20 protein-coding genes and 1 riboswitch are annotated in these 18,732 nt (G+C 48.1%); of the genes, 12 read left to right on the forward strand and 8 right to left on the reverse strand.

What is annotated here, in order from left to right; genetic code table 11:
- Positions 1-72: 72 nt before the first annotated feature.
- Together BO53_RS0111070 and BO53_RS0111075 are read right to left on the reverse strand one after the other, a co-directional pair.
- Positions 73-426 (reverse strand): hypothetical protein, encoded by a 354-nt coding sequence (locus tag BO53_RS0111070; RefSeq protein WP_031548184.1) that lies wholly within the window; start codon positions 424-426, stop codon positions 73-75.
- Positions 427-587: 161 nt separating this feature from the next.
- Positions 588-1,505: a DUF7916 family protein gene (locus tag BO53_RS0111075; protein ID WP_031548186.1), complete on the reverse strand. Its 918-nt coding sequence runs from the start codon at positions 1,503-1,505 to the stop codon at positions 588-590.
- A gap of 190 nt (positions 1,506-1,695) precedes the next feature.
- Here BO53_RS0111075 and BO53_RS0111085 point away from each other — a divergent pair, with 190 nt between their 5' ends.
- From BO53_RS0111085 to BO53_RS0111095, 3 genes are all read left to right on the forward strand, one after another.
- On the forward strand, positions 1,696-2,211 hold the full coding sequence (locus BO53_RS0111085; RefSeq protein ID WP_031548188.1) for a DUF1572 family protein: 516 nt from the start codon (positions 1,696-1,698) through the stop codon (positions 2,209-2,211).
- 55 nt (positions 2,212-2,266) lie between these two features.
- Complete coding sequence (locus tag BO53_RS0111090; RefSeq protein ID WP_031548190.1) at positions 2,267-3,526, forward strand: MFS transporter; 1,260 nt, start codon at positions 2,267-2,269, stop codon at positions 3,524-3,526.
- Between the two features lie 79 nt (positions 3,527-3,605).
- Entirely contained in the window at positions 3,606-4,265 is a 660-nt protein-coding gene (locus BO53_RS0111095) for an O-methyltransferase (RefSeq protein ID WP_031548192.1), read from the forward strand.
- Positions 4,266-4,327: 62 nt separating this feature from the next.
- Here the strand turns inward: BO53_RS0111095 and BO53_RS0111100 are convergent, their stop codons facing one another.
- The 3 genes from BO53_RS0111100 to BO53_RS0111110 form a co-directional block, all read right to left on the reverse strand.
- Positions 4,328-4,684, reverse strand: a complete 357-nt coding sequence (locus BO53_RS0111100) for a type II toxin-antitoxin system PemK/MazF family toxin (protein ID WP_031548194.1) — start codon at positions 4,682-4,684, stop codon at positions 4,328-4,330.
- Positions 4,684-4,929: an AbrB/MazE/SpoVT family DNA-binding domain-containing protein gene (locus BO53_RS0111105; RefSeq protein WP_031548196.1), complete on the reverse strand. Its 246-nt coding sequence runs from the start codon at positions 4,927-4,929 to the stop codon at positions 4,684-4,686. The genes BO53_RS0111100 and BO53_RS0111105 overlap by 1 nt, the downstream gene beginning before the upstream one ends.
- Before the next feature lie 370 nt (positions 4,930-5,299).
- Positions 5,300-6,787: an aldehyde dehydrogenase family protein gene (locus BO53_RS0111110; RefSeq protein ID WP_156956140.1), complete on the reverse strand. Its 1,488-nt coding sequence runs from the start codon at positions 6,785-6,787 to the stop codon at positions 5,300-5,302.
- 183 nt (positions 6,788-6,970) lie between these two features.
- Between BO53_RS0111110 and BO53_RS0111115 the strand changes: the two genes are divergently transcribed.
- Entirely contained in the window at positions 6,971-7,402 is a 432-nt protein-coding gene (locus BO53_RS0111115) for a VOC family protein (RefSeq protein ID WP_031548200.1), read from the forward strand.
- A 43-nt stretch (positions 7,403-7,445) separates the two neighbouring features.
- Here the strand turns inward: BO53_RS0111115 and BO53_RS0111120 are convergent, their stop codons facing one another.
- Positions 7,446-8,033 carry a YkoF family thiamine/hydroxymethylpyrimidine-binding protein gene (locus BO53_RS0111120; RefSeq protein ID WP_031548202.1) on the reverse strand — a complete coding sequence of 196 codons (588 nt, stop codon included), beginning with the start codon at positions 8,031-8,033 and terminating at the stop codon, positions 7,446-7,448.
- A gap of 78 nt (positions 8,034-8,111) precedes the next feature.
- Positions 8,112-8,208, reverse strand: a riboswitch (TPP riboswitch).
- 202 nt (positions 8,209-8,410) lie between these two features.
- Here BO53_RS0111120 and BO53_RS0111125 point away from each other — a divergent pair.
- The 3 genes from BO53_RS0111125 (at position 8,411) to BO53_RS13955 (ending at position 10,428) form a co-directional block, all read left to right on the forward strand.
- Entirely contained in the window at positions 8,411-9,334 is a 924-nt protein-coding gene (locus BO53_RS0111125) for an AEC family transporter (RefSeq protein ID WP_031548204.1), read from the forward strand.
- Between the two features lie 129 nt (positions 9,335-9,463).
- The gene (locus BO53_RS0111130; protein WP_037342181.1) at positions 9,464-10,201 is read left to right on the forward strand and encodes an SDR family NAD(P)-dependent oxidoreductase; all 738 of its coding nucleotides are present in this window, start codon (positions 9,464-9,466) and stop codon (positions 10,199-10,201) included.
- Positions 10,202-10,245: 44 nt separating this feature from the next.
- Entirely contained in the window at positions 10,246-10,428 is a 183-nt protein-coding gene (locus tag BO53_RS13955) for a hypothetical protein (RefSeq protein WP_156956141.1), read from the forward strand.
- Positions 10,429-10,628: 200 nt separating this feature from the next.
- Here BO53_RS13955 and BO53_RS0111145 read toward each other — a convergent pair whose 3' ends face one another.
- Together BO53_RS0111145 and BO53_RS0111150 are read right to left on the reverse strand one after the other, a co-directional pair.
- Positions 10,629-11,744, reverse strand: a complete 1,116-nt coding sequence (locus BO53_RS0111145; RefSeq protein WP_031548208.1) for a M24 family metallopeptidase — start codon at positions 11,742-11,744, stop codon at positions 10,629-10,631.
- A 151-nt stretch (positions 11,745-11,895) separates the two neighbouring features.
- Positions 11,896-12,129, reverse strand: a complete 234-nt coding sequence (locus tag BO53_RS0111150; protein WP_031548210.1) for a DUF3953 domain-containing protein — start codon at positions 12,127-12,129, stop codon at positions 11,896-11,898.
- A gap of 185 nt (positions 12,130-12,314) precedes the next feature.
- Here BO53_RS0111150 and BO53_RS0111155 point away from each other — a divergent pair, with 185 nt between their 5' ends.
- From BO53_RS0111155 to BO53_RS0111175, 5 genes are all read left to right on the forward strand, one after another.
- Positions 12,315-13,397 (forward strand): GntR family transcriptional regulator, encoded by a 1,083-nt coding sequence (locus tag BO53_RS0111155; RefSeq protein WP_037342183.1) that lies wholly within the window; start codon positions 12,315-12,317, stop codon positions 13,395-13,397.
- A gap of 148 nt (positions 13,398-13,545) precedes the next feature.
- Entirely contained in the window at positions 13,546-15,141 is a 1,596-nt protein-coding gene (locus BO53_RS0111160) for a xylulokinase (protein WP_031548213.1), read from the forward strand.
- 13 nt (positions 15,142-15,154) lie between these two features.
- The gene (locus tag BO53_RS0111165) at positions 15,155-15,856 is read left to right on the forward strand and encodes an L-ribulose-5-phosphate 4-epimerase (protein ID WP_031548215.1); all 702 of its coding nucleotides are present in this window, start codon (positions 15,155-15,157) and stop codon (positions 15,854-15,856) included.
- Positions 15,857-15,869: 13 nt separating this feature from the next.
- Complete coding sequence (gene araA / locus BO53_RS0111170; RefSeq protein WP_031548217.1) at positions 15,870-17,291, forward strand: L-arabinose isomerase; 1,422 nt, start codon at positions 15,870-15,872, stop codon at positions 17,289-17,291.
- Between the two features lie 44 nt (positions 17,292-17,335).
- Positions 17,336-18,730, forward strand: a complete 1,395-nt coding sequence (locus tag BO53_RS0111175) for a sugar porter family MFS transporter (RefSeq protein ID WP_031548219.1) — start codon at positions 17,336-17,338, stop codon at positions 18,728-18,730.
- The last annotated feature ends 2 nt before the right edge of the window (positions 18,731-18,732 follow it).

Raw genomic sequence — 18,732 nt, forward strand, 5'->3', positions numbered from 1 at the left:
GATGACTACAAATGCTGAAAGAATCTTCTGAATCGTGATGTTCTCATCCCCTTTGCTGAGTAGTAGGTTATGCTAGTCCAGCTGCCTACGGGCGCGTTGGCCCGTCTCGTATGTCCCGTAGATTTTTATAAATGCCCCAATGGCTGCAATCCAGAACGAATCACTGGCAAAGTCCAGACCAAGCGAAGACTCGCCGCCAATCAGATTCAGGAATGTGATGAAGCCGAATATGCACAAATAGTAGGTCAGTTCCTCCATCCATGAATCTGTCTTCTTTTCCTCCGAGACTCCATCGTTGAGCTTTGTGATCATATAGATCAGCGCGAACATGCATAATGCATTGATCAGCTGCGTCTGCCACGTGGCAAAGGGCAGTTGCGGAAACTGGTCCATGATGAGCGCAAACCCGAAAAGACCATAGCCCATAATCTGCAGCGGCCGAATCTTGCTGATAGGCGTTGCCTCCTTATTCCTCTTCCATTTTGCGGTAGCGTCTCATATATATTTTTCTTTGATCCTATAATACCAAAAATTACAATTATTTCAAATGAGACATTAAGGGAATAGAACCCCTCCTCAATCAGGCTCTAGCGGTTGATGGAGCGGGCCATGCGTACAAAGGTATGGCGACGACCCCGGATGGTGATGGAATAAGTCATAATGTTCTCAGGCACTGCGATGCCGTAGAATCCGGCATCACCGATATGGTGGATATCTGCACCGGCCATCTTGGCGGCGAGGGCAATCTGACGAATGGTCGATGCATCCGCTCCTTCCTGACTGGTTCCGATGGTGAGCATGGCGAGGGCGCCTTTTAAATGGACGTATGAAACATATTTCTGTGCATCTTCAGTGGTGATGCCCGGCACCGTACCGGGTGAGGGCATCAGGATGACGTCTGCGCCGGCATCGATGAAGGCATCGAGTGCGGATTCCGAGATGATGCCGCTGCCGGTCTCATTCGTCACACCGGCACCATGCATCTTGCCGGCGATGATGAGCGCATCACTGCCGAAGACTGCGTGTGCGCGTCGGATGGCGTTCGTGATTTCGGCGTTCGTCACACCGGTCTTTGGGTTGCCGGTGAGGCAGATGAAGTCGAAGCCGAGCGCTTTAGCCTGCGCGAGTGCCTCCTCTGAAGCGATGCGGCCCCGGTCGACGACATCGAGCGTTTCAATCTGTTTGGCATTGAGGTCTACAGGCTCCAGGTTGAGGCCGACCGGTCTGCCGGTGAGTCTTTTTATTTCATGGATGACCTGGTCCGGATTTGATGGAGTGTAGCCCCTGACTTCAGGATGGAATACATCAAATACGTTAAAGAGCAGGAGGTCTGCACCGAATGACGCGGTGAGTTCCGCATTCGTCACATCCGGATAGAGCGGTGGTACGGTCGCCATCGTCTCAGCGAGCATGGTGCGGCCTTCACTTGCCTTGATCGATTGCTTGAGGTCCTGGCCCGTCATATTGATGAAGTCGGAAGCGTTGCAGTCGAGCAGTCTTTTCATGTCATCGTCCCCTTTCATAGTAGTTTCATTCTATCCATTTATCGGGAATTTTGACAGCTGGATGATTCAGCTGTCATTCGGAGATTTGGTGGATGGCAATTGGCCCCGGCACGTGCAAACCATTGGCAACCGCTGCCATTTCAGCTATAGTAGAAAGTGACAATTTTCTAAAAATGAAGGGGAGAGCGCCATGAAATTTGAACAGGAGTTCCTGAATGTCATCCGGGCACGGTTCAAGGAGATCAAGCGGCTCGGTGACCGGACGCTGGATCAGCTGTCGGATGAAGATATGCACTGGCGGTACAACGAGGCGTCGAATACGATTGCGGTGCTGGCGAAGCATCTCAGGGGCAATATGTATTCCCGCTGGACGGACGTATTCACGTCGGACGGGGAGAAGGCGGATCGCGGCCGGGATGATGAATTCGAGGATGACCTCAATTCAAAAGCGGATGTGATCGCCGCCTGGGAGGATGGCTGGCAGATATTCTTCAATGCACTGAACAGCTTCACTGTGGATGACCTGCTGCGTACCCAGAAGATCCGGGGGGAGGACCATACGATTCTGGAGGCGCTGGAGCGGCAGCATTCACACTATGCGACGCATATCGGACAGATGATGTTCATCGGCAAGCAGATCAAAGGGGAGGACTGGCAGTCGCTGAGCATACCGAAGGGGAAATCGGAGGAATACTTGAAATGGTAGACGGACGGGGAAGCGTAGCAGACGCTTCCTTTATTTTATGAAAGCGGTGGGAGATATGGGTAGAGATCAAGGGCTCGAGGTATACATAGGTGATCCAAACAGAAAGGCAGGACTGTACCGGCGGACGCTCCTGATCGTCGTCATCTCGCAGATTTTCGGCGGGGCGGGACTCGCTGCGGGCATCACGGTGGGCGCACTGCTGGCGCAGGATATGCTCGGGACGGATTCACTGGCCGGGCTCCCGGTCGGGCTGTTCACGCTCGGTTCGGCCCTTGCGGCCTTTCTTGTCGGACGTCTGTCGCAGAAGATGGGCCGACGGACAGGGCTCGCAGCAGGCTTCATGGCCGGTGGACTCGGGGCAGTGGGCGTCGTTATGGCTGCGATAATGGAAAGCCCGGTACTGCTGTTCCTGTCGTTCTTCATCTATGGTGCCGGCACGGCAACAAACCTGCAAGCGCGATATGCCGGGACGGATCTCGCCGAGAAGCACCAGCGGGCGACGTCCGTCAGCATTGCGATGGTCAGTACAACGCTCGGTGCCGTGGCCGGCCCGAACCTCGTCGGGGTCATGGGCGACTTTGCACGCACGATCAACGTGCCGGAACTTGCGGGCCCATTCATCCTGGCGGGGGCGGCGTTCATCACGGCAGGAATCGTGCTGCTCCTGTTCCTGCGGCCGGATCCGTTCAAGGTCGCCCAGGTGCTGGAAGCGGAACGTCAAAGAGTTGGTACGATCGACGCGGCGGAGCGGACGGAAAACGATCAGCGCGGCATCGCGCTCGCCGCCCTCATCATGGTGGTGACTCAAATCGTCATGGTGGCGGTGATGACCATGACGCCGGTCCATATGGGGAATCATGGACATGACCTCGGTGCCATCGGTATGGTCATCGGTTTCCATATTGCCGGCATGTATCTGCCGTCGCTCTTCACCGGCATACTGATCGACAAGATCGGGCGCGTGGCGATGACGATTGCGGCGGCGATCATCCTGCTTATGGCAGGCGTCATTGCAGCGGCCGCACCAGGGGAGTCGTTTGCCATGATGGCCGTTTCCCTGACACTGCTTGGCGTCGGATGGAACCTCGGCCTGATCAGTGGGACGACGATCCTGGTTGATGCGACAGTCCCTGACTCCCGGGCGAAGACGCAGGGGACAGTGGATGTACTGATTGCGCTCTCCGGTGCAGCAGGCGGAGCATTATCCGGCATCGTGGCTGCGGGTGCCGGGTTCGGCTTCCTGTCCATCGCAGGCGGTGTGCTCGCACTCGGCCTCATACCGGCACTCTATCTCATGCACCCGGAAAAAAATTGATCAGCGCAGAGAATTTCGAGTTTTCCACCCCTGTCTGTGCGGGTAAACGAGGAAAAATAAAATGATGGAGGCTCGGAAAATGGAAGAGACATGGAAAGCAGTCGATGAATATTTCGAAGAGAAGCTCAAGACGACGGACGACACGATGGCGCATATACTGAAGGAGACTGATGATGCGGGCATGCGGCACATTGAAGTATCGAAGGCACATGGCAAGATGCTGTATCTGATGGCGAAGATGATTGGTGCCAAATCCATCCTTGAGATCGGCACCCTCGGCGGCTTCAGCACCGTATGGCTTGCCCGTGCACTGCCGGAGGAGGGCCGGATGGCGACGATTGAAGCGGATCCGAATCATGCGGAAGTGGCGCGTCGGAACATCGCCTCAGCGGAACTTGCGGCACCGGTCGATGTCATCGAAGGCCAGGCGCTGGATCGGCTGCCGAAGCTGATGGAGCGGGGGTACGAGCGTTTCGACCTGATCTTCATCGATGCGGACAAGGAGAACAATACGGAATATCTCAAATGGGCTCTGAAATTCTCCAACAAGGGCAGCGTCATCATCGTCGATAATGTCGTCCGGCAGGGCCGGATCATCGATGACACTAAGGAGAAGGCAGTGCCGTATATCCGTGAGATGTTCGATATGCTGGAGCAGGACGACCGCATCGAGGCAACCGCCATACAAACTGTCGGCCAGAAGGGGTATGACGGCTTCCTGATGGGTGTGGTGAAATAGGATAAGAAAAATGAGTACCCCCATTTCAGGCCAATGGCTGAAATGGGGGTACTCATTTATTTTCAAGTCAGGAATGTTGCTATTTTGGCAAGGCAATCATTTGTGATTTCATTCGGTGCTTTTGCCAGTATCTTTATATTTCTTGCTTTCCAATCCATACTCTTTACTTGATCTGATAAAATAACTCCGGTCACTGGAGATCCGTCTGACACTGGTACTCCAACATCTGGTAATGCCACTTCGAATGGATATCCTTTGATCTGGCTGGTTATGGGACAGATTAATGAAAACCCTGTGACTTCGTTGAATGATTTTGGAGACAATACAATCCCAATTCTTCGGCCTGATTGTTCATGTCCGGTTTGGGGGGAGAAATTGATGACTATCAGATCGCCACGCTCAGGTACATCTATTGGCATCAGATTTTTTCATTCCCCTCTATTCCTAGTTGAACTTCTTCGTGACGGTTTTCGGATGTGACTCCTGATAAAAGGTCATCTAAATTATATCGCTTTACCGGTTCTTTAGGGGCAATAGTAATTTTGTTGTCGACTACTTCCATACCGACTACAGCACCTTCGTTGATGGAAAGGGTTTCCGCTACATCTTTGGGAATCCGTACAGCAAGGCTGTTTCCCCACTTTTTAACAGTTGTATCAGGCATGGTCAGTGCCTCCTCATCAGTATTTTAAATCGATTATAACATGAACGGCAATTTATGTGTATACAAAGTATCTACATTATAGTTTGTTCATTGAAAACGTTACTTTTCAGAATGATTATTGTATAGTGTTTCATTACATATTATTTACATTTCCTTAAACGGATATCAATATTGCGCTGATATGATGAAATCAGCATCAGATCCACCTCCGGATCTTTGATGCCCCCCAAGTCCCTTGCAAATACCAACTGGTTTCAGTAAACCCGGATTCGTAACCCGTCCCCTTTGAATGGCAATCCCCCATTCAAAGGGGATTTTTTAATAGCACAAAAACGGACGACCTGAAGCGGTCGCCCGGATATTTTAAACTTTATTGGGGAATATGCGGAAGGTCTTTTGTCTTCGGCACGTTGATGGAATGGGAGTCCACGTATTCAAGCATGCCTTCCTCACCGTATTCGCGGCCGATGCCGGACTGTTTGACACCGCCGAATGGATAGCGGATGTCGAGTCCCTGGATCGCTGCAGTGTTGACCATCGTCACACCGGCTTCGATGCGTTTCGAAACTTCGATCGCGTGCTCTTCCTCGCCCCATACGGAACTTGTCAGTCCAAGTTCGCTGTCGTTGGCGAGTTCGACCGCATGGTCATCGTCCTTGAATTTCAGGATTGGTACCGCCGGACCGAACTGTTCCTCGGCCACGATGCGTGCATCATAGTCGGCGCCGAGCACGACCGTCGGATACATGAAGTAGCCTTTGTTGAAGAATTCCTCGTCTGCAACATTGCCGACTTCCCTGATGTCATAGCCGTTCTGTCTGGAGTCCTCAATGAGCTCCTGTACGAATTCAAGCTGGGCCTTGTTGTTGACCGGGCCGACCGTTGTCTCTTCAAGTGTCGGGTCGCCGATTCTGAGCCATTTATTCGCCGCTTCCATATATTTCTCGACAAACTGGTCATAGATGGATTCATGCACATACATGCGTTTTGCGATCATGCAGATCTGTCCACCCGTCAGGAAGTTGGAGATGACGACACGGCGCATGGCCGCTTCATCATTCACATCGAAATCGTCCAGGAAGATGGCCGGATCGTTGCCGCCGAGTTCGAGCGTCACGTTCTTGATCGTATCTGCTGCGGCCTTCATGATGTGGCGGCCCGTATTCGTACCGCCGGTGAAGGCGATTTTGCGCACTTTATCGTTGGAAGTGAGCTCAATGCCGACATTCGCGTCACCGTTGACGATGTTGAGGACGCCTGCAGGGAATTCCTCTGCTATGAGCTGCGTCACCAACGTCACTGTAAGCGGCGCCATAGGACTCGGCTTCAATACCATCGTATTGCCGGCGAGCAGTGCCGGTGCAATCTTCTCTGTGGAAAGTGCCAATGGATAGTTCCACGGGCTGATTGCGGATACCACACCAATCGGATCATGGCGCAGGATGTTTTTGCCGCGCTCGTCTTCGTTGACATCTTCACTATAGACGCGTTCTGCGTTCTCCACTGCGTATTCCATGAACATGAGGGAGACCGTCATTTCACCTTCTGCGTCGTAAATCGGCTTGCCGTGCTCACGGGAAAGCAGCTTGATGAGGTCCTCCTGGTTTTCTTTTACCTTCTGGATCCCCTTCTGCATGCGTGCGATGCGGTCCTTCATTTCCGAATGCTTCCAGGATTTGAACGCCTCGTCTGCAGAATTAATCGCTTCTTGTGCCTCTTCTACTGTATTTTGCGGCCAATAGCCTGCCGTCTCGTCCGGTTTCGCCGGATTCTCACGGGGTTCGTGACTCTGTGCCTCGACTATTTCACCGTTGATATATGCATTCACTGTCAGTGGTGTCTCAAGTTTAAGTGCCAATGTGATTGCCTCCTTATATTACTGATTATCCATTATCTTAATTTCCCGAGAGGGCAGGGGACGAAACATATCGGTTGGACGCTGGCTTCATAGGCAAAGTCCGCATCCATTTCTATTTTATGGTATATTTATAGTGTAAAAACGCTCTTTATTTACGCATCCTAATCGCAAAGGGGAATTGCCATGAACAGGATCAATCTGATTACGCTCGGTGTAAGGCATATTTCGGACGCAGTCGACTTCTATCGTAAGATGGGATTTGAGGCTTCCATCATGGGACATGAAGATGCGATTGAAATCGTATTCTTCAGGATGAATGGATCGAAGCTCGCCCTCTATCCACTGGAGAAGCTGGCGGGGGAGACGGGGCTTGAAGCGGTTGACACGGAGGGACGGTTCAATGGCATTACACTTGCCTATAATGCAAAATCTAAAGCGGAAGTGGATCAGGTGCTGAAGCGGGCCGGAGAGCACGGCGGTGAGGTCATCAGTCCCCCGGCTCCTACCGAGTGGGGCGGCTACAGCGGCTATTTCGCGGATCTTGACGGCTACTGCTGGGAAGTGGCATATGGTGCGGACTGGGAATTCGATGACAACGACATGCTGATCATATGATAAGAAAAGGGACGCTCATGGAGCGTCCCTTTTCATTTCCAATCTAATTATTCGACGGGCTGTTCGCTGAAATCGTGAATGTCATCGTCGTGTGGCTCACGGCTTCCTGCACTTTCGTGAACGATGACTCCATTGCATTGAAGATGTCTGCGGCTTCACCGTCGAGACGGGTGGCATAATGGCTCGGACTGACCGTGACGCCCGCTTCCTTCGACAGGTCGATCTGCTCGTAGATGACGTCCATATAGCTGGTCGTATTCATCGGGTAGAGGGCGAACTTGCATCCCGCCTTCTGCTGGATATCTACGGATGCCGCTTCATTCAGGCGTTCTGGGGACGCATCCATATGCGTGTCTCCTGAGCTATCACCCGGGCAGCCGATGGAGAACGTTCCGCTCATCTCCACATGTTTTCCGGTCTTTGCCGCCTGCAGATAGACCGCCTTCACCACATCGAAGACATGCTCAATCCGTCCGCGTACACACGTTGAAACATCATCCGTCTCCTTCCATATCTTCGATGTGTCGACCTGATCCAGCGCGCCGAGGATCACATCAGCGAAGTCGTCGCTCATCACGCTCAAGTTGAACTGGCAGCCCGCAATCCGTTCTGTTCTGCATTCCTGTACCATACATCGTACCTCCAATTATTTTTTGAAAATGAAAAAGCTGCACTCCCGAGGGAATGCAGCGGATGTATGGCATGTGATGCATACAAGGCTGCACTTCCCCACGCTGGTGTTATCCAGATCGGGTGGTAAGGGTCCGGTTTCTCCGTCTCAGCCTAAGGCGCCCCCAGTGCATCGGTATGCAGTTTTTCATTTACATTTCCATGATAGCGTACGCGGAGCCGGCGTGTAAAGCACGGGCGTCCTTTGCGTCGAGAGACCTGCTGCCTCAGCCCTGGGATGTATATCCGATTTTGGAAGCGCTTGGATAGGCAGTGCTTTGGAGCAGAGGGAGTGCAAAGTGGTAGAATAAAGGGGTGAGATTGGAAAGGAGGGAGGCTATGGCCTACATCTCCCTTGTATTTCTGGATGTCATTCTGCCGATTCTGATTCTGCTCGGTGTCGGCGTCATCCTCCAGAAAAAGTTTGAATTCCGGCTGCGGCCGATTGCGAACCTCGTGACATACTGCTTCCTGCCGGCTGCGGTCTTTCTGAATATATATGAAGCGGACATCGACTTTGAACTGCTGGGGCAGCTCGCACTGTACCTGACGCTGTTCATTGCTTCGATGATCGTCGTCGGTGAACTATTCGTCCGGCTGCTCGGGCTGCGCGGCGGGGAACGGACGGCACTGAAGAACAGCGTGTCGCTGATGAACTCCGGCAACTATGGGCTGCCCGTCAGCCATCTTGTATTCAGCGCCAATCCGGTGGGTGTATCGGTGCAGATCATCGTGCTCGTCGTCCAGAATCTGCTGACATTCACGTACGGTCTGTACAATTTGCGTTCCAATGCGAAATCCGTCGTGGAACTCTTCCGCGAACTCCTCAGGCTGCCGATCATCTATGCACTGGTGGCCGCATTCATCCTGCAGGCGGCGACCATAGAACTGCCGAACTTCATCAGCGTGCCGGTCGAGCAGCTGGCCGGCGGGTTTGCAGCACTTGCGCTGCTCCTGCTCGGCATGCAGCTCGCTCAGATCGAGATCCGTTCGTTCCACAGGGTCATCGCGTGGAGTGTACTCGGCCGGCTGGTCATCGGACCGGCTGTTGCCCTGGTGCTCATCTTCACACTCGGTATAGAAGGCGTCATCGCGCAATCGCTGTTCATTGCGAGTGCATTCCCGACATCGCGGAATACTGCGACGCTCGCACTCGAATATGATGTGGAACCGGAACTTCATGCCCAGGTGGTGCTTTATTCCACAGTGCTCAGCAGCTTCACGGTGACATTCGTCATCTACCTGTCCATGCAGCTGTTCTAGGCGGACGGCATTCATCTCCCGAATCTTTCCCATCCGACCCAATTCAGACACATATGACGGGTTTCAGGTTCATGCATGTGAGGTATATGTATAGTGAATCAGCGATAGGCATCAAAGGAGAAAATGATTTTGGATCTTAGAGACAAAGTTGCGATTGTAACAGGTGGCGGATCAGGCATTGGTTTGGCTACAGCGAAAGCGTTCCTCGACAAAGGCGCGAAAGTCATTGTGGCTGATTACAATGAAGAGTCTGGCAGGAAGGCAGAAGAGAGCCTCAAACAGTACGGCGATGTCCTATTTGAGAAAGTGGACGTTTCCGTTGAAGAGGATGTCAAAAATATGGTTGCTCTCGCGGTTGAAAAGTTTGGACGGCTCGATGTCATGTTCAACAATGCCGGAATCGGTGTTCAGGGCGAGACGCACAAGCTTTCCTACGAAGACTACCACAAAGTAATCAAAGTCAATCAGGACAGCGTGTTTTTCGGTTCAAAATACGCCATTCCTGAAATGCAGAAGGTTGGGGGCGGTGCAACCATCAATACAGCCTCCATCCTCGGCAGTGTCGGTGAACCGACAGCCTTCGCGTACAATGCGTCCAAAGGTGCTGTAAATCTGATGACGAAATCCGTCGCTTTACAATATGCCCAGGACAACATCCGTGTCAGTGCAGTGGCTCCCGGATATGTCGAGTCCGGAATGGTGAACAGGGAAGCGTTGGGAGATTATTATGAAACTCTCGTTGACAAGCACCCAATCGACAGACTCGGTGAACCGGAAGAAATCGCACACGCGGTCGTATTCCTGGCAGAAAATGAATTCACTACAGGCACGACACTTCTCGTGGACGGCGGCTACACAGCCCAGTAATGTAGTGGTCATGAGGCACCAGACCTTTTGGTCTGGTGTTTTTTATGCTTTTTTCAATTAATTTTTTGTCCTTTCTTTTTGTTGTAAAAAGAAGTCGTCAGACTGTAGACCTTGAAGATTCAAAGTTGGAGCTGCCGGTCGTCTATGATTTCGAAGCGGCTTCGCTGAAGCATGAGCAGGCGGAAACGGAAGCACCGCGAGAGAGTCAGAGCCATCGTGAAGGATGATGACATCGACACGGAGATGAAGACGAAGAGTGTCATGTCATGTCATGTGATGCAGACTACTATTACCTCGTGAAAGAGCTTGTCGCCTACAACAACGGCGAGGAATGCTTCTCCAAGACATGGGAGAAGAAGATCAGAAGGCACTACACATAGACTAAAGAATAAGCCCCCGACACTGTCGGGGGCTTATTTTTATCTTCCTATTTGAGCTCAATACTTCTGAGTTTCCGTGGGTAGGAGGTCAGCACTTCCGGCTCACCGTCTTCGTTGATATACACCTCTTCTTCGATCCGGACGCCTCCGAACCCGGGGATGTAGATGCCCGGTTCTATCGTAAAGACCATGCCGGGCGCTGCGAGCTGTTCATTTTCGTGGTGGATGGAAGGGGCTTCATGCACTTCTATGCCGAGGCCATGTCCAACCCGGTTATTGAAGTATTCCCCGTATCCAGCGGATTCGATGACATCCCTGGCGGCGATATCGAATGATTTCAAAGGTATGCCGGCCCTGACAGCGTCGACGCCTGCCTGTGTCGACTTCTGCACCATTTCATAGATTTCCTTCTGCTTTTCGGTCGGCTCGCCGATGACGAAGGTGCGTGTGATGTCGGAGCAGTACCGCTCGTTTGTAATGACACCGAAATCAATCAGCAGAAAGTCCCCTTCCTGGAGTCTGCGTTCTCCCGGCTTGCCATGGGGCATGGCGGATTTCTCGCCTGAGAGCACCATGGTGGAAAATGAAGGGCCGGCTGCACCGTGCCGCTTCATCAGATACTCGAATTCGGCTGTGAGCGCCGCTTCCGTCATCCCTTCGTGGATGGTCGCAAGCCCTTCCTCAAGAACTGTCTCAATGATGGCCACCGCCTGTCTGAGGCCCTCGACTTCCGATGGGGTCTTGAACGTGCGCATGTGGTTGAGTTCAGGGGTGATGTCCATGTATTCCGCATTGGGACAGATGGATTTGAGGCCATTCTGGTGGCTGACCGTCATCACATCCATTTCGATGCCGATTTTTGAGATGTCTTCCTGCATCAACCCTTTGACGACATCAAAAGGATTCATTTCATCAGATATCGGATGGATGGCATCCACTTCTGCGGACGCCTTTGCCAGCTCTTCATCGAGGGCGGGGAGGAACAGTGCTGACTTCCTGTTTCCAGCGTCGATGACGAGTGACATGTAGCGTTCATGGGGGTCGGCGTAGAAGCCGGTGAGGTAGAAGATGTTTGTCGGATCGGTAATGAGCGCAATATCGAGTGTATCCGCTTCGAGCCGCTCCATCAGTGTCCGTTTTCTTTGACTGTAGTCGATTGGCATATGATTCCCTCCTATATGTATTCATTTCCCCAGTATAGCATTCCCGCAGGACGACTTCTGCCTTGTGGAGATATTATATGGTGAGAAAAAAACCGGTACCAGGGACCGGTTTGAAATCAGAAATGGCATCAAGAACTCCCACACCTGAAATTTAGGATAGAATGAATCCGTCCAGTGAGACGTAAAGTACAAAAGCAAAAGCAAGGAGGGAAAAGACGCCAAATACTTTACGCCCCTTGAGGTACTCGTCGATTCCCATAGTCAGAAGGAGGAAAGACATGGTAAGGAGCATCCATGGCATCAATCCATAGTTGTCAGTGAACAGGCTATAGAGGGCCAGTCCAGCTGTTGCTGCAGCAAAAATAAGTCTAAGTACAAAGATCAAATAATCCCTCCAGTCTGCATTTTAAAAAGAGTGATATGTGATAGGTCTACTGGTTTCAATGTAACATACACTAGAAGCAGATAGGCTTATTCTTGAAGCAATCTAAAAAATTTTTATGATATACTCGTCTTAATATATAAAGTTGAAATTTTAATAATATGCATACAGAAGTAGGGGATCGACCAATGCAAATACCAAAATATCAGAAGATAGCCATAGCCATTAAAGATAAAATAATTGATGGAGAGTACAGGGCTGGCACACTGCTGCCTACTGAGAAACAGCTGCAAGTCCAATACGATGTCAGCAGACACACAATAAGGCAAGCCATGGAAATCCTTGTGAATGATGGATTCGCAGTGAAAAGGAAAGGTGCAGGTTCATATGTAAGTAATGCCTTTCTAAGCAAGAGCAGCCAAAAGCAAGTGAAAAAGATAGGGGTTATAGTTACTTATCTTTCAGACTATATATTTCCAAGCATTATACGGGGAATAGAAACGGTCCTAAGGGAGAATGGATATTCGCTTATTCTTGCAAGTACGAATAATAATCACGAAGAGGAACGGCGCTGCTTGGAGATGATGCTGGACCAAGAAGTGCAGGGGTTGATTATTGAGCCGACAAAAAGTAATACATTTAATCCGAATTTATCATATTACTCCCTACTCAAGAAGAAAAAAATCCCTACGCTGATGATAAATGCAAGATATGAGGAACTCAATATTCCTTTCATAAGCATAGATGATACAAAATCAGGGTTTATAGCCACTGAATATCTTCTTGAGCACGGTCACCAGGATATTGCTCTCATTACTAAAATTGATGATCTTCAGGGAAAGCTGAGAATGAAAGGATATATCAAGGCATTTGAAGAACATGATACGGTCTTTAAGGGAGAATACATATATACATTTTCTACAGAGAGCCGTAATGCAGTAGTGAATCAGGTGGTGGAGCATATAGAAATGGGGACATTGGATGTTACTGCCATAGTGTGCTATAACGATGAAATAGCATATGACTTGAATAAAAAACTTAGAAATATTGATTATAAGATACCGGAGGACATATCACTCATAGGAGAAGATAATTCCATATTGAGTCGCCTGGAAGATACTTTGTTAACAACGACTTCCCATCCCCAGGAGGATCTTGGTATGAAGGCGGCAAACTGGATTGTAAAGGCAATTCAGGATGGCGTAGAGGGTGATTCAATAATTTTGGACACTTCTATCATAGAAAGAAATAGTGTGAAGGCTTTAAATTAAGCATAAAAGAAATCCAAGTATGTGTGCTTGAACATACTTGGATTTCTTTTATATAAATTTGTACGTATTAATTTTTAAAATAGTTTGACATGTACGTATAAATAATCTAATATTCTTTTTGTAAGCGATTGCAGGGGAGTGTAGATAATTGAGCGAGAAAAAAGTTGTAGACGAAATCGAAAATGGTGAAATCACTGTTGGGATAGAATTGGGCTCGACAAGAATAAAAACCGTAGCTATCGATTCATCGTATCAGACTGTTGCATCAGGATATTTCGAATGGGAGAACCGTCTAGAAAATGGCTATTGGACCTACTCGTTAAATGATATATGGGTCGGCCTACAGAAAAGTTATACGGATATGACAGAAGATATGATGGAGAGATATGGAGTTCCTTTAAGAAAAATAAGTGCCATGGGTGTAAGTGCGATGATGCATGGTTACCTGGCCTTTGATGACAAGGATGACTTGTTGTTGCCATTCAGGACTTGGAGAAATAATAATACAAAAGAAGCGGCAAAAGAACTGACCGATATATTTAATGTGAATATCCCGGAACGCTGGAGTATAGCCCATTTCTATCAAGCAGTAATCGATCAGGAAGCGCATATCAGCAAAGTGAAATATGTGACGACGTTAGCAGGATATGTGCACTGGTACCTTACAGGGAAGAAAGTAATTGGCATCGGGGATGCTTCAGGGATGTTCCCGGTGGATACCTCGACGAGAGATTATAGGTACGACCTATTGGAAGATATGGATGGACTCCTTGAGAAGAATGGTATTAAATACAGGATTAAAGAAATTTTGCCTAGTATTAAGCTCGCTGGGGAAAATGCAGGAAATTTAAGTGAAGAAGGCGCAAGGCTCCTTGATTCTACCGGGTCCCTACAGGCTGGGGTACCACTTTGTCCGCCAGAAGGGGATGCAGGCACAGGAATGGTCGCCACAAACAGTGTAGCCAAAAAAACAGGGAATATATCCGCCGGAACAAGTGCATTTATGATGGTTGTGCTGGAAACCCCTCTCAAAAATATTTTTAGGGAGATTGATACTGTAACCACTCCCGATGGCAATGATGTTGCAATGATCCATACAAATAACTGTACTTCCGATATCAACGCATGGATGGGATTGTTCAGTGAAGTTCTGAGCACAATGGGAGTGGAATTTTCAAAAGAAGAGTTGTACGGACAAATATTCAAGAGCATAAACGCCAGTGATAATGATTTAGGCAATTTGCTCTCATATGGATATGTCTCAGGAGAAAATATTACTGATGTAGAAAACGGACGGCCCCTTTTCTTAAGACAACCTGACAGTAACCTTAACTTGGCGAATTTTATGAAGACTCATCTTTATAGCGCCTTCAGCACCATGACCATCGGACTGGATCTGTTGAAGGAAAATGAGAACATCGAAATTGCTTCCCTAGTGGCCCATGGGGGCATTCTAAAAACAAAAGATGTCGCACAGGCCGTTCTTGCTGCTGCCACTGATAGCCCAGTAACAGTTATGGATACTGCAAATGAGGGGGGCGCATGGGGAATGGCAGTCCTGGCTAAATTTCTTATGAATGATACAGGCATGACCCTTGAGGATTATTTAAATGATGAAGTATTTGGAAGTGTGGAAAGTTATACCTTGGAAGCAGAACCAGAAGAAGTGGAAAGGTATCGAAAATATATAGAACTCTATAAGCAATCACTGCCTATTCAACGGCAAGCTGCACAGTTTTGTTAGGGAGGAATGGAATATGCTTGAATCATTAAAAAAAGAAGTGTTCGATGCTAATTTGGAACTGCCGAAACGTGGACTTATAAAGTATACCTGGGGGAATGTAAGTGCTTTTGACGAAGAGACAGGCTACTTTGCCATCAAGCCAAGTGGTGTCGATTATGAGAGCATGACACCGGACGATATAGTTATTTGTGATCTGGATGGCCGAGTTGTCGAAGGAGATCTGAACCCTTCATCTGATATGCCTACACATGCAGTATTGTATCAGAGCTTTAAGGGATTAGGCAGCATTGTCCACACCCATTCCCCCTGGGCAACCATATGGGCACAGGCAGGTAAAGACGTAGATGCATTGGGCACGACTCATGCTGATACATTCTATGGAACTATTCCATGTGCCAGATATTTAAGTGAAGAAGAAGTCAATACTGAGTATGAAAAGGAAACAGGAAATGTCATTGTGGAAACATTTCATGAGCGCGGTATAGATCCAGTGTCTGTTCCGGGCGTCCTACTGCACGGTCACGCGCCTTTCACTTGGGGTTCAGATGCTAAGAAAGCTGTAATGAATGCCGTCGTGCTAGAGGAAGTATGTAAGATGAACTATTATACTCAAGCTCTTAATCCCAATGCGCATGTTTTACCAGACTTTATCCTTGATAAGCACTTCGAAAGAAAACATGGTGAAAATGCTTATTACGGTCAAAAAAATAGATAGAGGAGTTATAAAGATGACAGAAAAGAAGAAGTTTTGGTTCGTAGTCGGATCCCAGGAATTATACGGGGAAGAGGCACTGGTTAAAGTGAAGGAAAATGCGGAAAACATGGTCAGAACACTTAATGAGTCCGGTAACCTTCCATATCCGGTCGAACTCCATGAGGAACTGGCTATAAATTCAGATATCATTACAAATATTATGAAGACCGTCAACTACAGGGATGACATTCAAGGCGTAATCACCTGGATGCATACCTTTTCTCCTGCCAAGCTATGGATCAGGGGGACTGCGTTACTTCAGAAGCCGCTGCTGCACTTGGCCACCCAATACTATGAAGGCATTCCTTGGGAGACTATTGATATGGACTATATGAACCTTTATCAGTCGGCTCATGGTGATCGTGAATATGGATACATCAACAAACGTCTGCAGAAGAATAATCAAATTGTGGTTGGGTTTTGGAAAGATCAAGATACTCAAAAGCAAATATCTGATTGGATGAAAGTTGCCCATTCATTTAATCAAAGCTTCAATATAAAAGTTGCACGTTTTGGAGATAACATGAGGAATGTTGCTGTAACTGAAGGAGATAAGATTGAAGCGCAGATTAAGCTTGGCTGGACAGTGGATTATTTTGGCATAGGTGATCTAGTCGAAGAAATAGAGAAGGTTAGTAATCATGAAGTTTCTGAAATGTATAAGGAATATCAGAACTTATATGAACTGGAGTATGGAGACAATGATGAAGAAGCATTTGATGCTTCCGTTAAAGAGCAAATCAAATATGAAATTGCGATACAAAAATTCCTGGACAGGGGAGGTTATACAGCCTTCACGACTAATTTCGAGGATCTTCACAATATGAAACAGCTCCCGGGTCTTGCTGTTCAAAGACTGAACGGGAAAGGATATGGTTTTGCGGGAGAAGGGGACTGGAAAACTGCAGCACTTGATCGTTTGCTTAAAATCATGTCAGACAATGAAAGTACCGGGTTTATGGAAGATTATACCTATGATATGCGGAAAGGGCACGAGCAGACACTTGGGTCACATATGCTTGAAGTTGACCCGACATTTTCAGCATCTAAACCTAAAATTGTCGTGCATCCACTGGGAATCGGTGGCAAAGATGATCCGGCTAGAATGGTTTTTGATGGAAAAAGTGGAGACGGTGTCGTGAGCAGTATTTCCGATATGGGTGAAGGCTTTAAAATGATCATAAATAAGGTCAGCGCCTCTACACCGACTGAGGAAGCACCACACTTGCCTGTTGCAAGGGTTATTTGGGAAACAAAACCTAATTTCAAAGAAGGAATAGAAAAATGGATTCAAGCAGGGGGAGGCCATCATACGGTACTTTCTCTTAGTTTAAATGTTAAGCATATGAAAATGTTGGCAGAAATGATGGGGCTCGACTATACCATCATTGAGTAGTTCACTCTGTTTCACCATTACTGATTCTAAAAGGGGATAGATTCATGAATAAAAAACCATCGACAAAGATGATATATACATTTGGTGCATTTGGTGGATTCCTGTTTGGTTACGATATTGGCATCATCAATGGAGCACTTCCCAGTATAAAGGATACTTGGGACATAACGCCTCTTATGGAAGGGACGATAACTTCAATCCTCTTCCTTGGAGCTATGGCAGGTGCAGTCTCCATGGCGCCTTTGGCAGATAAATTTGGCAGAAAAATGATGATTATGATTACGGCGATCATATTTGCACTGGGGTCGCTGGCATGTGCTTTTTCTGGAAATCCAGAATTATTGGTTGTTTCACGCTTCATACTCGGAATATCTGTTGGAGCCGCATCCGCCCTTGTCCCAATGTATATGGGAGAAATTTCTCCTCCTGCATTAAGGGGTCAAATTTCGGGGTTGAACCAGTTGATGATCACTATCGGTATGCTTGTATCATATGGAGTCAACTATGCTTTCATTGGTGTTTTCGAAGGATGGAGATGGATGCTTGGAGGGGCAGTGCTCCCTGCTATAGTACTTTTTGTAGGCGCTTTCCTTCTTCCTGAATCTCCTAGATATCTTGTGAAAAAAGGATTTAAGGATTTAGCGTTGAAAAACCTGCAAAGGCTGCGTACATCTAAAGAAGCCAAAAAGGAATACGATGAAATCATCACAATGCATGAGCAAGTATTGAATACCAACCAGAAGTTCAGGTGGACCAAAGCAATCGGTTTTTCTCTTATGGTAGGTTGTTCGGTAACCTTCCTTCAACAGATCCAAGGGGCAAACACAATCTTTTATTACTCTTCTCAAATATTGGGAGATGTATTCGGTTCCACCATTAGTGGTGTAATTTCAACAGTAGGGGTCGGTGTTGTATTTGTAGTCGCTACAATCATCACACTATTAGTTGTAGATAGGTTTAAACGAAGAACCTTGTTCATGACGGGATCGCTGGGAATGGGGACTTGTCTCCTTCTTGTAGGATTGATCTATCCATATACACAAAATGGATATACGTGGGCTATTACTCTCGTTTTCGTATTCATCTGTCTATACGTCATCTTTTACGCCTACTCATGGGCAGCAGTTACATGGATAGTAGTTGGAGAGCTGTTCCCTAGTAATGTGAGAGGGATGGCAACAGGGATTGCATCGATGGTCAACTGGCTTGGGAACATTGTAGTGGCGCTTTTCTTCCCTATTCTTATGAGCAGTATTGGTTTGAGTAGCATCTTCTTCCTCTTTGCAGCTATTTGCGCTATCGGTTTCCTTTTTGCAAAATATGTACTTTATGAAACGAATGGAAAGACACTTGAAGAGATCGAACTGTATCTAGATACTCGTTTCAGCAATAAAAAGATAGAAGGACATTGGCAAGAAGCGCCATCCCAAAATAAGTAGGT

Source organism: Salinicoccus luteus DSM 17002 (assembly GCF_000712035.1).
Lineage (GTDB): Bacteria > Bacillota > Bacilli > Staphylococcales > Salinicoccaceae > Salinicoccus > Salinicoccus luteus.

Excerpts from the sequence above, each read along its gene's own strand:
- BO53_RS0111095 (WP_031548192.1), top strand. The coding sequence starts at position 3,606 with ATGGAAGAGACATGGAAAGCAGTCGATGAATATTTCGAAGAGAAGCTC.
- BO53_RS0111125 (WP_031548204.1), top strand. The coding sequence starts at position 8,411 with ATGGCCTACATCTCCCTTGTATTTCTGGATGTCATTCTGCCGATTCTG.
- araA (WP_031548217.1), top strand. The coding sequence starts at position 15,870 with ATGACAGAAAAGAAGAAGTTTTGGTTCGTAGTCGGATCCCAGGAATTA.
- BO53_RS0111120 (WP_031548202.1), bottom strand. The coding sequence starts at position 8,033 with ATGGTACAGGAATGCAGAACAGAACGGATTGCGGGCTGCCAGTTCAAC.
- BO53_RS0111085 (WP_031548188.1), top strand. The coding sequence starts at position 1,696 with ATGAAATTTGAACAGGAGTTCCTGAATGTCATCCGGGCACGGTTCAAG.
- BO53_RS0111145 (WP_031548208.1), bottom strand. The coding sequence starts at position 11,744 with ATGCCAATCGACTACAGTCAAAGAAAACGGACACTGATGGAGCGGCTC.
- BO53_RS0111070 (WP_031548184.1), bottom strand. The coding sequence starts at position 426 with ATGGGCTATGGTCTTTTCGGGTTTGCGCTCATCATGGACCAGTTTCCG.
- BO53_RS0111100 (WP_031548194.1), bottom strand. The coding sequence starts at position 4,684 with ATGCCAATAGATGTACCTGAGCGTGGCGATCTGATAGTCATCAATTTC.
- BO53_RS0111165 (WP_031548215.1), top strand. The coding sequence starts at position 15,155 with ATGCTTGAATCATTAAAAAAAGAAGTGTTCGATGCTAATTTGGAACTG.
- BO53_RS0111155 (WP_037342183.1), top strand. The coding sequence starts at position 12,315 with ATGCAAATACCAAAATATCAGAAGATAGCCATAGCCATTAAAGATAAA.
- BO53_RS0111090 (WP_031548190.1), top strand. The coding sequence starts at position 2,267 with ATGGGTAGAGATCAAGGGCTCGAGGTATACATAGGTGATCCAAACAGA.
- BO53_RS0111175 (WP_031548219.1), top strand. The coding sequence starts at position 17,336 with ATGAATAAAAAACCATCGACAAAGATGATATATACATTTGGTGCATTT.
- BO53_RS0111075 (WP_031548186.1), bottom strand. The coding sequence starts at position 1,505 with ATGAAAAGACTGCTCGACTGCAACGCTTCCGACTTCATCAATATGACG.
- BO53_RS0111115 (WP_031548200.1), top strand. The coding sequence starts at position 6,971 with ATGAACAGGATCAATCTGATTACGCTCGGTGTAAGGCATATTTCGGAC.
- BO53_RS13955 (WP_156956141.1), top strand. The coding sequence starts at position 10,246 with ATGCTTTTTTCAATTAATTTTTTGTCCTTTCTTTTTGTTGTAAAAAGA.
- BO53_RS0111105 (WP_031548196.1), bottom strand. The coding sequence starts at position 4,929 with ATGCCTGATACAACTGTTAAAAAGTGGGGAAACAGCCTTGCTGTACGG.